This is a genomic window from Pseudoalteromonas piratica, assembly GCF_000788395.1.
GTDB lineage: Bacteria > Pseudomonadota > Gammaproteobacteria > Enterobacterales > Alteromonadaceae > Pseudoalteromonas > Pseudoalteromonas piratica.
Genome location: NZ_CP009888.1, coordinates 1,339,308 through 1,352,794, shown reverse-complemented (window position 1 = coordinate 1,352,794; position 13,487 = coordinate 1,339,308). Strand labels below are relative to the sequence as shown.

Annotated in this window: 17 protein-coding genes; 7 read left to right on the top strand and 10 right to left on the bottom strand. The window is 39.3% G+C overall.

Going from position 1 to position 13,487, the window contains the following annotated elements; translation table 11 throughout:
• Positions 1-10: 10 nt before the first annotated feature.
• The 8 genes from OM33_RS06135 to OM33_RS06100 form a co-directional block, all read right to left on the bottom strand.
• Positions 11-652, bottom strand: a complete 642-nt coding sequence (locus OM33_RS06135; RefSeq protein ID WP_038640049.1) for a protein-L-isoaspartate(D-aspartate) O-methyltransferase — start codon at positions 650-652, stop codon at positions 11-13.
• Positions 642-1,406 (bottom strand): 5'/3'-nucleotidase SurE, encoded by a 765-nt coding sequence (gene surE / locus OM33_RS06130; RefSeq protein WP_038640046.1) that lies wholly within the window; start codon positions 1,404-1,406, stop codon positions 642-644. The genes OM33_RS06135 and surE overlap by 11 nt, the downstream gene beginning before the upstream one ends.
• The gene (gene truD, locus OM33_RS06125) at positions 1,384-2,424 is read right to left on the bottom strand and encodes a tRNA pseudouridine(13) synthase TruD (protein WP_038640043.1); all 1,041 of its coding nucleotides are present in this window, start codon (positions 2,422-2,424) and stop codon (positions 1,384-1,386) included. Before truD ends, surE begins: the two co-directional genes overlap by 23 nt.
• Entirely contained in the window at positions 2,417-2,890 is a 474-nt protein-coding gene (ispF, locus tag OM33_RS06120) for a 2-C-methyl-D-erythritol 2,4-cyclodiphosphate synthase (protein ID WP_038640040.1), read from the bottom strand. The genes truD and ispF overlap by 8 nt, the downstream gene beginning before the upstream one ends.
• Positions 2,881-3,591, bottom strand: a complete 711-nt coding sequence (ispD, locus tag OM33_RS06115; RefSeq protein ID WP_038640037.1) for a 2-C-methyl-D-erythritol 4-phosphate cytidylyltransferase — start codon at positions 3,589-3,591, stop codon at positions 2,881-2,883. Before ispD ends, ispF begins: the two co-directional genes overlap by 10 nt.
• Positions 3,578-3,862 (bottom strand): cell division protein FtsB, encoded by a 285-nt coding sequence (gene ftsB / locus OM33_RS06110; protein ID WP_038640034.1) that lies wholly within the window; start codon positions 3,860-3,862, stop codon positions 3,578-3,580. The genes ispD and ftsB overlap by 14 nt, the downstream gene beginning before the upstream one ends.
• Positions 3,863-3,870: 8 nt before the next feature.
• A complete protein-coding gene (locus OM33_RS06105; RefSeq protein WP_038640031.1) occupies positions 3,871-4,503 on the bottom strand; it encodes a hypothetical protein in 633 nt (210 codons plus the stop codon).
• A 117-nt stretch (positions 4,504-4,620) separates the two neighbouring features.
• On the bottom strand, positions 4,621-4,986 hold the full coding sequence (locus OM33_RS06100) for a GtrA family protein (protein ID WP_038640028.1): 366 nt from the start codon (positions 4,984-4,986) through the stop codon (positions 4,621-4,623).
• Positions 4,987-5,107: 121 nt separating this feature from the next.
• Between OM33_RS06100 and OM33_RS06095 the strand changes: the two genes are divergently transcribed.
• Genes OM33_RS06095 through OM33_RS06080 form a run of 4 tightly spaced genes read left to right on the top strand, consistent with a single transcriptional unit; the run spans position 5,108 to position 9,456 of the window.
• Entirely contained in the window at positions 5,108-6,136 is a 1,029-nt protein-coding gene (locus OM33_RS06095) for a glycosyltransferase family 2 protein (RefSeq protein ID WP_038640027.1), read from the top strand.
• Positions 6,123-7,544 (top strand): ArnT family glycosyltransferase, encoded by a 1,422-nt coding sequence (locus OM33_RS06090; protein ID WP_038640025.1) that lies wholly within the window; start codon positions 6,123-6,125, stop codon positions 7,542-7,544. The genes OM33_RS06095 and OM33_RS06090 overlap by 14 nt, the downstream gene beginning before the upstream one ends.
• Positions 7,545-8,222 carry a response regulator transcription factor gene (locus OM33_RS06085; protein WP_038640023.1) on the top strand — a complete coding sequence of 226 codons (678 nt, stop codon included), beginning with the start codon at positions 7,545-7,547 and terminating at the stop codon, positions 8,220-8,222.
• On the top strand, positions 8,212-9,456 hold the full coding sequence (locus OM33_RS06080; protein ID WP_038640021.1) for a sensor histidine kinase: 1,245 nt from the start codon (positions 8,212-8,214) through the stop codon (positions 9,454-9,456). Before OM33_RS06085 ends, OM33_RS06080 begins: the two co-directional genes overlap by 11 nt.
• Positions 9,457-9,507: 51 nt before the next feature.
• Here the strand turns inward: OM33_RS06080 and OM33_RS06075 are convergent, their stop codons facing one another.
• Both OM33_RS06075 and OM33_RS22000 read right to left on the bottom strand, forming a co-directional pair.
• A complete protein-coding gene (locus OM33_RS06075) occupies positions 9,508-9,981 on the bottom strand; it encodes a DUF2947 family protein (RefSeq protein ID WP_038640018.1) in 474 nt (157 codons plus the stop codon).
• Between the two features lie 71 nt (positions 9,982-10,052).
• Positions 10,053-10,787: a substrate-binding periplasmic protein gene (locus tag OM33_RS22000; protein WP_199922516.1), complete on the bottom strand. Its 735-nt coding sequence runs from the start codon at positions 10,785-10,787 to the stop codon at positions 10,053-10,055.
• A gap of 146 nt (positions 10,788-10,933) precedes the next feature.
• On the opposite strand from OM33_RS22000, the gene OM33_RS06065 reads away from it, so the two are divergent.
• The 3 genes from OM33_RS06065 to OM33_RS06055 all read left to right on the top strand — a co-directional run bounded on the left by OM33_RS06065 (position 10,934) and on the right by OM33_RS06055 (position 13,479).
• Positions 10,934-11,770, top strand: a complete 837-nt coding sequence (locus OM33_RS06065; RefSeq protein ID WP_038640014.1) for an AAA family ATPase — start codon at positions 10,934-10,936, stop codon at positions 11,768-11,770.
• Positions 11,771-11,774: 4 nt separating this feature from the next.
• The gene (locus tag OM33_RS06060; RefSeq protein ID WP_038640012.1) at positions 11,775-12,962 is read left to right on the top strand and encodes a vWA domain-containing protein; all 1,188 of its coding nucleotides are present in this window, start codon (positions 11,775-11,777) and stop codon (positions 12,960-12,962) included.
• A gap of 124 nt (positions 12,963-13,086) precedes the next feature.
• Entirely contained in the window at positions 13,087-13,479 is a 393-nt protein-coding gene (locus OM33_RS06055) for an MmcQ/YjbR family DNA-binding protein (protein WP_038640009.1), read from the top strand.
• Positions 13,480-13,487: the final 8 nt, after the last annotated feature.

The following is a 13,487-nucleotide window of genomic DNA, read 5'->3' as shown; positions in this document are numbered from 1 at the left end:
CCATTATCTCCTAGTCAATCGCACCTGCGACCAAGGGCACAAACTTAACTGCTTCTAATTTTTCAGAAATAAACGAATCACCTTGACGTTTTACTGCCACTAAGTGCTGCTCTCTATCACCTATTGGGGATAATAGAATCCCGTCCTCATCGAGTTGCGCCAATAATGCTTGCGGAATTTCAGCTGCAGCGGCTGTTACAATAATCCCACCGAAAGGAGCATTGGCCTGCCAACCTTGCCACCCATCAGCATGTTTCATAGTGACATTAAACAAATCGAGTTTTTGTAACCTGCTTTTAGCTTGCCACTGCAATGCTTTGATTCTTTCAACTGAATAAATATGCTCAAAACACTGCGCTAAAATAGCTGATTGATAACCCGAGCCTGTGCCTATTTCTAGAATTTTTGCGCTTGGACTTGTCAGTTGCAGCAAAAGTTCTGTCATTCTCGCTACCATAAATGGTTGAGAAATGGTTTGACCTAAGCCAATTGGCAGTGCTGTATTTTGATAGGACTTATGTTGTAAAACATCATCAACAAAAAGGTGACGAGGTGTTAACGCAATCGCGTCTAACACCTTTTGAGAGCGGATACCTTGCTCATATAATAGTTGTGCTAATTGATGCGCACTTCGACGATAATTAGTTAACACCTGATATCTTTAACCCTTGAACCCAACTTTCCATTTTTTTCAGACTTGATTTCGCAGTCATATCAACTGTTAATGGCGTAACAGAAGCATAGCCACTTGCAACGGCATGAAAGTCTGTTCCCTCACCCGCATCTAATGCTTCGCCTAAATGCCCATACCAGTAGATTTTGCGACCCCAAGGATCATTTTGTTCTTGCATGGTTTCTGCTTTGTGGCGAGAGCCTAAACGCGTAACTTGAATACCTTTTAACTCCGTAAGGGGTATATCAGGCACATTTAAGTTAATGATTTGGTCTGACGCTAAAGGATGCTCTTTAATTTCATTAATAATAGCAACAGCAACTGATGCAGCTGTTTCGTAGTGTTTTTCCTGTTTAGAGCAAAGTGAAACAGCAATCGCAGGTAAACCTAAGAAGCGCCCTTCAGTTGCAGCAGCAACGGTACCGGAGTAAAGCGTATCATCACCGAGATTAGCACCATTATTAATACCTGCAACAACAAGATCAGGAGTGAAGTCTAACAGTTTATTCATCGCCAGTTGCACGCAATCACTTGGTGTACCATTTACAGAGATAAAGCCATTTTCATGAGTATGCGTTCTTAACGGGTTTAGCAAAGTAAGTGAATTACTTGCACCACTGCAATTTCTATCCGGCGCAACGACTGTCACATCTGCAATTTTAGAAAGCGCTAGATAAAGTGCTTCAATGCCTTTAGCTGTTACACCATCATCATTGCTCAACAAGATTTTCATGATTTTCCTTATTCTTTAATGATACATCTCGGCATAGCGCGAGTTCACGTAATACCGCTGTTGCAAAACACCCTTTTGGCAGTGCAAAGCTAAACTCTATCATATCTTTATCTACATGATGTACTTCAAATTTTTCAGGGTAAAGGCGCATATTTCTACGTTCAGATTTTAATCCTAGTTGTGCAAGGCTGTCACACCAAGAGGAAAAAGGTGCTAACCAATGTTGCTCCTGCTCTGTAATCCCTTGTTCCCCTTTACCAACCAAAGGTGCAGATAAATGAATATCGCCACTTGCCAAACGATTAACCGTTTCAAGGCTAATCGGTTCTTTGAAAAATGCATTGCTGCCATTTAGCAGAAATACTTCTTCAGTCATTGTTTTTGCAATGCCGTATTGTGCAATTCGTTGACTAACAATTTGGTTAAAAATATGCGAACGAGCAGCCGATATAACAATACCACGCAACTTTCTGTCATGGATCTCTCTACCAGCAAAGAGTTGTTCCGCAAGTGTTAAATTATGCCCATCATGACCAAACCGTTGTACACCAAAATAATTTGGTACGCCTTGTCGAACTGCATTAATTCGCGTCAAGATATCCTCAACCATGCTGCAATTTCGAAGTGTGATCGTAAAACGATTTGCCTTATGACATCCTGTTTTTAGCTTTCGATTATGGCGCACTTGTTGAAGTACTTTTACACTCTCACTATTAAGCTTAGAGAAATCAATTTGCTTTTTAATCGGCACAGGTACACTAAACCATTGCGAAGTGACTGCATTGCGATCTTTTAAACCTGGATAACTAACATTACGAACCTGTGTGCCCGCTATTTTTGCAATTTGCTTAGCAATATATTGTGTGTTTTCACCTTTTTTAAGCACCAATAAACAGACATGCTCGCCACTTCCCGTCAGCTCAAAGCCGAGCTCTTCATCTACTCGAAAGTCTTCAGCAAAGCTTTTAAACTCAGCCGTCGAACTTGGTTTACCGTATAAATAACATAAGTTATCCATTTAACAGTAGCACCACAGCATGGCTTTCAATGCCTTCTTTGCGACCTGCAAAACCGAGTTTTTCTGTTGTTGTTGCTTTCACATTAACTTGATCGATACCTATATTTAAGTTTTTCGCGATTGTTTCACGCATAGTATTAATGTGTGGAGCCATTTTAGGCGCTTGCGCAACAATCGTAATATCGGTATTGCCAACGGTGTAACCGCGCTCTGTCATTAGCGATACCACATGGCGCAATAAAATTCGGCTATCAATGTTTTCAAATTCGGCTGCAGTATCAGGAAAGTGTTTGCCAATGTCACCAAGCGCTAATGCTCCTAAAATAGCATCGCACAATGCATGAATTGCCACATCACCGTCTGAGTGAGCTAAAAAACCAAATTCATAATCAATTTTTACACCTGCAATTGTCAGTGGCCCTTCACCACCAAACTTATGCACATCATAGCCATGACCTATTCGCATGTGTTGTTCTCCAAAGTTTGCTTCGCAATCAAAAACTCTGCGATTGCAATATCATCAGGGGTCGTCAATTTTATATTATCAGCACGACTTTCAATTAATTGCACTTTGCCACCAGCCCATTCAATCGCCGAGGCTTCATCCGTTATCGCAACATGAGCGTTTAACGCATTAGTCAATGCGCTAGTTAATTCGTTCAGTAAGAACATCTGCGGCGTTTGCGCTTGCCAAAGAGTCTCTCTTGGCACGGTAGCATCGACAAAGTGACTTCCCTGTTTAATGGTATCTCTGACTTTGCTTGCCAAAATGCCACCACACTGATTTGATTGACACGTGCTAATTAGTTTTAAAATATCATTGGGTAATACCAATGGCCGGGCAGCGTCATGAACAAGTACCCAGTCAACAACATGATTGATGGTGAGGTAGTTAAGCGCATTTAGCACAGAATCAGCACGTTCCTTACCCCCTAACACAGTAATTACATTACTCGGTAAGTCTAGTTCCGGGAAGTAAGCATCGTCTTCGCTAATAGCAACAATAATAAGTGCATTTGGAATGGTTGTATTGAGCTTATCAATGGTGTGTTCTAAAACTGTTTTATTGCCAAGTTGAATATATTGCTTGGGCTTATTGGCTTGCATTCGAGCACCAACGCCTGCAGCGGGCACAACAAATGCTATTGAAGCGTTAAAATCTGTCATTTTTGTGTGTTACGCGAAAAAATGTTTCGCCTTGTTTGATCATCCCTAACTCATTTCTAGCACGCTCTTCAATACCTTCTAAGCCCAGCTTTAAGTCTTCAACATCCGCTTTCAACAACTTGTTACGTCTTTCGAGACGTGTATTAACTTCGGTATGTTGTTCCACTGCTGATTTAAGCCTTTTAAAATCTTTAACACCATGATGGCCAAACCATAATTGGTACTGTAGGCTCGCGAACAAGCACAATAAGGCTAATTGAAATAATCGCATGGTTAATTCTATTTTTGAGTTATAAATGGGTGTTTAAAATCTTGCCAATTAATTCGTGCTGCTAATAACATTTCACGTAGTGTTAATACTCTGGGCGTTGTAGCACGTCCTAATAGCCATACATGACCACAGCATGCTGCTGAGAAAGCTGCTTTACTGGGCTTTAATACCTGAATATCGTTATTATCTTGATACTGCCCATTCATTGCGACCCAACCAAATTGATTACAATGAAAACGCGAATCTGTTACTTCATCAACACTATCGATTCTAACAGTTGAATACTCACCGTCATATACTAAAACCGGAATTATTAATCCAACAAAGGCATTTTTACTAAAAAACTGCGTATTTTTTTCTAAATCACATTTAGGTACAGCACGAGATTGTTTAGCTATCCAACTACCATTTTGGGTATCCAATGTCAGTGGACTATTACCGTCTAGAATATGATTGGCCGCTTTTTCAATATAATAAGGAAGGCTTGCAAAACGTCGTTGCAATCGCTCAACATTGTTAAATGATTCTTTACTCAAACGATGAATTTCACGAACATAAAACGTATTACACAACGCATTGTATGCATTGCTTTTTGACGAACTTCGCCATAGTTCTGTTTGCTCTTTACACCCAGTTTGCACTTATAAAAAACCCAACAAATACACTTAAGTAACCATAGTACATGATTCTATATTTGGATGTAATATAAGCAGTTACTTAAATATACAGTTTATTTATCCCCTCATAATCTCAATCACTTATGTGTTATGCACCCAATATGCAGCAAGCATAAAATTAACTAAAGTAGTACACAATACAGCAACAATAAACGCCAAATTTTGGCTATCAGAAAAGTAGAAAATCACACTGAATAGGGTGAAGTTAATAAAAGCCCCAAGCCCAGAAGCTAATTGATGTCGCAGCAAAGCAATACGCAAATTCAAGCCATTTGCCACATTTAAAGCAAACACTCTATGTCCAATAAAAGTAAGCTGTACAGCAATAATTAAAGCAAACGCACGCGCAAACTCGATTTTCAAACCCAAAAAGGCTAAGCCGTAAAATATTACGCCATCACACAGAAAAACAACCCCACCAACCCATAAAAAGCGCACTTTACTCATATAACATACCTCCTCATACATTGTGCGCATGGCAGCGTCTAAAAAATGTCATTTTGCAAAAGACATTTATTAGACATCGCAACACATACACTGCCACCTGTTTTAAATTGAGAGTCTTAATATGCGAGTTATTTCCGATAATTATCATGCCCCTCTAGTAAGGCAAACGTCTCTAAGCATTGTTGTTGCTGTTTACAACGAACAAGAAGTGCTAGCACACTTTCACAATCAGTTAGCCGCTGTATTAAATACTTTAAGCAATATTAAAAGTGAAATTATTTACATCAACGATGGCAGTTCTGATGATACATGGGATATTTTAAAGACATTACCCGCCAGTGGCTTTGCAATTAAGCTATTCAATTTAAGTCGAAACTTTGGTAAAGAAGCAGCGATGACCGCGGGGCTCGATCACGCAAATAGTGATGCTATTATTTTACTCGACGCTGACCTTCAAGATCCCCCTGAACTGATCCCGAAGATGATCGCATCATGGCAACAAGGTTATGACGTAGTCAATATGCGTCGCAGCCAGCGACACGGAGAGTCCAAACTCAAAAAGTGGACCGCTCATGCTTTTTATCGCTTATTAGCTTTTATGTCTGATGATGTTGTCATAGAAAAAGATGTGGGTGACTTTCGCCTTTTATCACATAACGTAGTGCAACAAATCAATAAACTCCCTGAACGTAATCGGTATATGAAAGGGCTTATGGCGTGGCCAGGGTTTAAACAGATCACATTAGAATTTGAGCGCCCAAAAAGGGCTGCGGGTAAGACCAAATGGAACTTCATTGAATTAGTTGCACTGGGATTATCAGGCATTACGTCATTTAGTATTAAACCTCTGAAAATTGCCACATGGCTTGGCGTATCCATCTCACTTGCAGCATTTTTTTACAGTGCATTCTTATTTCTTGAAACACTTATTTTTGGCAACCAAGTACAAGGTTACCCATCACTGATGCTGGCACAATTATGGCTCGGTGGCGTGCAGTTATTAGCAATTGGCGTACTGGGTGAATATATCGGGCGGATTTATAAAGAAAGTAAAGGCCGCCCTATTTATATTATTGAAGAATCTCTGCAATTATCACAAGAGCAAATTAACGAAAATAAATCAAAGCGGGTGACTTATGCTAGTAAGTAATCGCTTGATTCAACTATCACTCTTACTTATAGCAATACTTATTGGCAGCCGGTTAATAAGTTTAGGCATGTATCCACTTTTCGATACAACAGAAGCTCGCTATGCCGAAATCGCACGCATTATGTTTGAAACGCGAGATTGGATCACACCACAATTTGATTACAACATTCCTTTTTGGGGTAAACCACCGCTCCATACATGGTTTTCGGCAATCAGCTTCGCCCTATTTGGCGTCAATGAATTTAGCGCGCGTATTCCTCACTTTTTAACTGGTATCGCCACGTTAATAACGCTTTACTACTTCGCAAAAACACATTTCTCGAAATTAGTTGCTATTAGAAGCACTCTGATTTTGACAACATCATTGGGATTTATAGTAGCTATCGGAATGGTAATGACTGATAGCCAACTGTTATTTTCGATTACACTGGCGATGGTTAGTTTTTATCATTGCTACTTTAACGCCAGTAAATTTGCAGGTATCTGCTTTTTTGTCGCACTCGCCATTGGCATGCTCGCTAAAGGGCCTGTTGCCATAATCTTAATCGGTATTCCGCTAACGCTTTGGAGCATCCATCACAAAAAATTATGGCACGCACTGAGTTCGCTACCTTGGCTCGCTGGTAGTGCAATATTGCTCACCTTAACACTACCTTGGTATCTGCTTGCTGAACTTAAAACCCCCGGCTTCTTAGACTACTTTTTATGGGGTGAACATGTTCAACGGTTCTTAGTTTCCGGTTGGCAAGGAGATCTTTATGGCAGCGCACATAAAGAAACAAAAGGTACTATTTGGCTATTTTGGTTGGCCGTTGCATTTCCATGGTCATTTATTGCAATTTGGCAAAGCGGACGCTCGTTAATCTCATCGCAAAAAAAACGTTCTGGCAATGAAGAACACTCGGCCTTAATAAAGCAATATTTTATCTATTGGGCACTCTCTCCCATGCTGTTGTTCACATTCGCAGGCAATATTTTACCTGCATATGTATTGCCAAGCTTACCAGCATTGGCTTTACTACTCGCATTATCAAAAATAACGTTTAGAAAACTTGTTTTATATGCATTACTTTCAGCAACGCTAATTCTTACGGCATTGAGTTACTTTATTTCGGGCTATTCATCAAAAGTTTCTCATCGCGATGTTTTACAGAACTTAACACAAAGCCAACTGTCTCAGCCTATATATTATTGGCATAAACGCCCTTTCTCAGCTCAGTTTTACTCTAACGGCGCTGCACAAAAGCTGACAACAATAAAAGAGTTAATTTTGTTAGATGAAAATGGTGCGCCATTTATACTTGTCTCTAATGAAAAACAGCTCTTTGAAATAGCTGTCTATGCACAAAGCCAATGTATACAAATTAATAAAACTAAAGGCTTTGTTCTTTATCAATGTGGAAACTAAATGCTTAAAATACTTTTAGTCGAAGACAATAAACAAGTTGCAGACATTATTTTTGATTATTTCGAAGCGCTCGATTATGACTTAGATTACGCGGCAACTGGCACGCTTGGTTTGAAGCTAGCTGAGCAACACGCATTCGATGTTATTATTTTAGATGTGATGCTTCCAGGAATTGACGGTATTGGTATTTGTCAAAGGTTACGAGCAAATGGGAATAACACGCCAATAATCATGCTCACAGCTCGAGATACCCATCAAGACGAATTACTCGGATTCTCAACAGGTGCCGACGATTACATTATAAAGCCGTTTGACCTCGCGCTCCTCGAAGCAAGAATAAATGCACTACATCGAAGAGCACAGCAACGTGTACATTTAAGTGATGAACTTGTTGTAGGCCCATTGCGACTGAAACGCGATCAACACCTTGTTTACAGAGAAGATAGGCTGATAAAACTGAATCCAAGCTGTTATAAAATTCTATTGTGCTTAATGAGCAATCACCCCAATGTAGTTGCCAAATCAACAATTGAAGACGTTTTGTGGCTAGATGATTTACCTGATCAAGACATTTTACGAAAACATATTTACCTGTTGCGCAGTAAGTTAAATCAACACTTTACAAGTGAGATGATAACTACAATTCCTAAAGTGGGGTATAAATTAAATGTCGAATAGCCCTCTGCCCATTGCTAAAAAAATTAGCCGCATTTATCAAATCGTTGCATTGATAATTTTAGTGCTCTACGGCTTTATTTTTAAATTAACGATTCTCGCAACCGAAAACCAAAATAGCATGCACTTGCTAAGCATTACTGCGCCCTATCACTTCCAACGTTATGAACATGGCGAGCAAGGTATCATCAAAATTGATCCACTGCTGACGATATACGATGAGTACGCCAAGCTTCCACATCAAGTTAAACGCCGTTTGGCACCTGAAAGAATGGGGTTAGAGTCTTTTCATTTTGAAGACGACTCTGAACTTGCCGTATTCTCACAAATTATTAATTCGCCTCACGGTGAAAAAACCGTCTGGGCAGTACTCAATATTGATGCAACTGAATGGAGTGATACCTCCTTTATTCTCATTGAGATCGCATTATTATTAATTGGCGTTGTTGTTTTTTTAATTGCGGGCGTCGCCATCCAAAAAATTGCAAAGCGTTTAGCGCAGCCATTTTCTGATTGCGCCAACTTACTCAGAAAGTCGAGTAACGAAGATTTTTCACCAGTATCAATCGATGGCGAAGTGTCACAAGAACTGGCCAACATGATCACCGCAATAAATACTTATCGAAGTCGCATCAAACACGCGATTAAACGCGAAAAGAGTTTTACTCGCTACATCAGCCATGAAATTCGCACTCCCATGACAGTGATAAAAGGCAGTGTGAGCTTGTTGCAACGTTCTGAAACAGCCAACCAAAAACAGCTTTCACGCATTACAAATGCTGTTGCTGATATGGAACAGTTGACAAATGTATTGCTATTGCTAGCCCGAAAACAAGACTCTATTGAGAAACCAATTCAACTTACACACGCACTATTATCCAAGATAACTAGCCAACATACCCATTTGTTAGAAGCAAATAACTGTCAAGTGAACACCCGTATTACAGAGCCTGTCGAGCTTTTTGTTGAACCTTTGCTGTTTGAATCACTGTTAAATAATCTTTTAATAAACGCCATTAACTGCTCTGAAAGTAGCGACATTGTTATTGAGCTAACACCACGTCATTTAAACATTATTGATTGTGGCATTGGACTTAACGAAAAGCCGAGGGGCTATGAGGGGTTTGGTATTGGTTTAACCTTAGTGCAAGATATTTGTCAGCGCTATAACTGGCGTTTTGAATTAATTGAGAACAAAGATACCGCAGGATGCACTGCAACGGTTTATTTTGATTAAACCTTAATCTTACATTTAGATAAACTTTACGACTAATAATAAACAAGCGCGTTAATCAACGCGCTTGCCTAACTTGGCATACCCTGTTTCCAAAAACTGAATAACCTGATGACGTTTTTTACCAATTAGCAAACTGCCATCACTCATAAACAAAAAGTTTAACCATGTTGCTTTAAAGGTGCGCCAATCCGTTTCAATAACGTGTTTACGAGACAAACAAAAATACACGGTTGTGTTTTCATCCCAATCAAGATGATGAATAATCTCTTCAGGCAAAGCTTCATCGTTATCCCAAGCTGATTCCCATTTCACAGAGTTAACCCAGGTTTTCCCATTCCCTGGCCAATCTTTATTATCGAAAAAATCTGGATGATCTTTCTCACGACTAACATAAGTACACCACAAGTTAGTTGCGCGGCTTTCTGACATTGGCTTTATTTTTGAAAGTAAGTCTTCTTCGATAGGTAATTGTTGATGACGAAATGCCCATGCATATTTAAAGTCATCTAGGGATATGTAATTCATACTCAGTCAAATCAGTAAAAAGTAGTTAAACTATACCACAGCAGACCTAGTTTCAGAATCAATCAATACCACTAAAACTGTTGTTGATTTGGCTGTTCAAGATCATACTTAGCATAAATCTCTTGAAGCTTACCTGAAGCAGTCAATTGGCTAAACCGTTGGTCAAATAGTGCAGCCACTTTTCTTCCCCTTTCATCATTTGAAAAAGCCATATAAAGATTAAGGTGACTGATATCAATTAACGTAAAGTCTTCGCGATCAGCTTGTTTTGCCAGGTGTGTTGATAATATCGTGCGCACATCAATAAAGTAGTCAACTCGCTTGTGACGCACTAAATTAAAACCACTGTCAGCATTTTCAGTTGCCACACCTTTTACGTGTTTTTTCAACTCATCATCAAGTAGCTCATTGTAGTAACCAGAGCGCCAAACGCCCGCAAAACTGCTTAAATGACGTTGAGATATAAGCTGTTTTTGATCTTTCCCAACTAAAATTGATATCGGCTGACTTAAAACAACATGCTGAGACATAATATAAGCTGCGTTTAATGGCATCGCTCCTGTTAAATCTGCAGCGCCTGATTTAACAAGTTCTAATGAGCGTAACCAAGGTGCATATTGCACATTAAACTCTTTGTTCTTATGAAAAATAGCTCGCATCAAATCATGATATAAACCAGAGCCATCTTGCTCAGTGTAATTTGGCCAAGTATCGGTTACCCATCGGATTGGTTTCTCAAATACGTGATCATTTGAAACACATTGAGAAGCAAATAATAAGCAGCTAATTAAGCAAATATATTTCATTTTTAACACACTCATCCCTAAATGATTTACCAAAACTAACGTAATTTAACTTGCGTTACTATGTTAGAGATCAAAATGCTCTTTACTTCATCATTTGATATGACACACTTACACATCTTACCAGTTCGATTATTAGAAGGTGCCCCGTGCAATTTAATGGTACACAAAATTACATCGCATCAGAGTCATTAAAGTTAGCAGTTAATGCCGCTATTACATTAGAAAAGCCACTTCTCATTAAAGGTGAACCTGGCACAGGTAAAACCATGCTTGCAGAAGAATTAGCGCAAGCCCTAGATACGGAATTAATTCAGTGGCATATAAAATCAACAACCAAAGCACAGCAAGGTTTGTATGAGTATGATGCTGTATCACGTTTACGTGATAGCCAGCTAGGCGATGAAAAAGTACACGACATTAGCAACTACATTGTTAAAGGTAAGCTTTGGCAAGCCTTCGAAGCCAATAAACGTCCCATTTTGCTGATTGATGAAATTGATAAAGCCGACATTGAATTTCCAAATGACTTATTGCTCGAGCTCGATAAGATGGAGTTTTATGTTTATGAAACACAAGAGCGTGTAAAAGCCACTGAACGCCCAATCGTTATCATTACTTCCAACAATGAAAAAGAGCTACCGGATGCATTTTTGCGCCGCTGTTTTTTCCATTACATCAATTTCCCAACACCAGAAGAAATGGCGCAAATCATTGAAGTACATCATCCGAATGTAAAACAGGACTTGTTAGCGCAAGCACTACAAGTATTTTTCGATTTACGAGACGTAAATGGGCTTAAAAAGAAGCCATCTACCAGCGAATTAATTGATTGGCTAAAACTATTACTTGCTGAGGACATTGACGCGAGAACCTTACATGACAAAACGCAAAAAGGTGGGTTAATGCCACTTTTTGGCGCACTGCTTAAAAATGAACAAGACGTGAGCCTAATCGAAAAACTCGCATTTCTTGCTAAGCGATAACACCATGTTAATTGCGTTTTTTTTCACATTAAAAAAACACCGTGTCAATGTAAGCGTTCGCGAGCTGTTGGATTTAATCAATGCGCTAAAAAAACAAGTGATTTTTGCAAGCGTTGATGACTTTTATCACTTAGCAAAGCTGTGTTTAGTTAAAGACGAAACCCAGTTTGATAAGTTTGACCGAGCCTTTGCCGAGTATTTTGAGGGTGTGGAATCAGTCGATATTTTTTCAAAACTGCAAACACAACATCAATTGCCAGAAGAGTGGTTAAAAAAGGAATTTGAAAAGCAGCTAAGCCAAGAGGAAAAAGATAAAATTGAGGCCTTAGGGGGCCTTGAGCAACTAATGAAAACCTTGGCTGAACGTTTAAAAGAGCAGCAAAAACGCCATGCGGGTGGTAATAAGTGGGTCGGCACTGGCGGTACATCGCCATTTGGCGCATACGGTTATAACCCTGAAGGAATTCGCATTGGACAAGATGGCAATAACCATCGCCGTGCAGTAAAAGTATGGGATAAACGCCAATTTAAAAATCTCGACCAAGACGCAGATATCAGCTCTCGCACCATGAAACTGGCACTCAAAAAGCTAAGAAAATTTGCTCGCAGCGGTGAAAGTGATGAACTCGATTTGAATAACACCATCAGTGCAACCGCAAAACAAGGCGGTATGCTAGATGTAAAAATGAAGCCGGAACGTCATAACGCTGTGAAGGTGCTTATGTTTTTTGATATCGGAGGGTCAATGGATGACTATATACACACTTGTGAGGAGTTATTCAGCGCAGCCCATTCAGAGTTTAAGCACTTAGAATTCTTTTATTTTCACAATTGCTTATATGAAAACGTATGGCAAGACAATAAACGACGTTACAATGACGTGCTTGATACCTTAACCATTATCAATCGGTTTGCCAGTGACTATAAAGTAATTTTTGTGGGTGATGCAACCATGGGTCCCTATGAAATAGATTACCCTGGTGGCAGTGTAGAGCATTGGAACGAAGAACCTGGTCGCGCTTGGCTACAAAGAATTACCCAGCACTTCAAAAATGTGGTTTGGCTTAACCCTCAACCAAAACAACATTGGCACTACTACCCCTCTATTGGAATTATCGAACACTTAATGGAAAAACGCATGTTTCCACTCACCTTAGAAGGTATAAGCAACGCAATCAAGCACTTAAACTAGTAGCTTATCAGTAGCCACATAAAGCTATTTCTGCTCATAGACTAAAATATTTGTATGGATTGAGTTCACTTTCTTACTAAGGTGAGTAGGATAAAAGTCACACAATAAAACTAAGCTTACAGCAATGAATAAACATACTGTTACCGAGTACCTTCTAAAGAAACCTTATACCAGTGTTAGCCAACCCTTTGGTGAAGGAGTAGACGTTTTTAAGGTGAAAGATAAAATGTTTGCCACTTTTTCCCTTGGTTCAGGCAAAGAAAAAGGCACAAATGGAAAAATGGCAGGACACTACTGCATAAATTTAAAATGTGAACCGAATGAAGCGCTTGCGCTGAGAGATATTTTTGATGCTGTAATCCCTGGCTACCATATGAATAAGAAGCTTTGGAATACCGTTATTTTAGATGGGTCAATGCCACAAGGTGAAATTGAGCGTATGATTGATAATTCATATCTACTCGTTGTTAGTAAAATGACAAAAAAAGACAGAGAAATAATTTCAATACAATTGTAAATTAATTA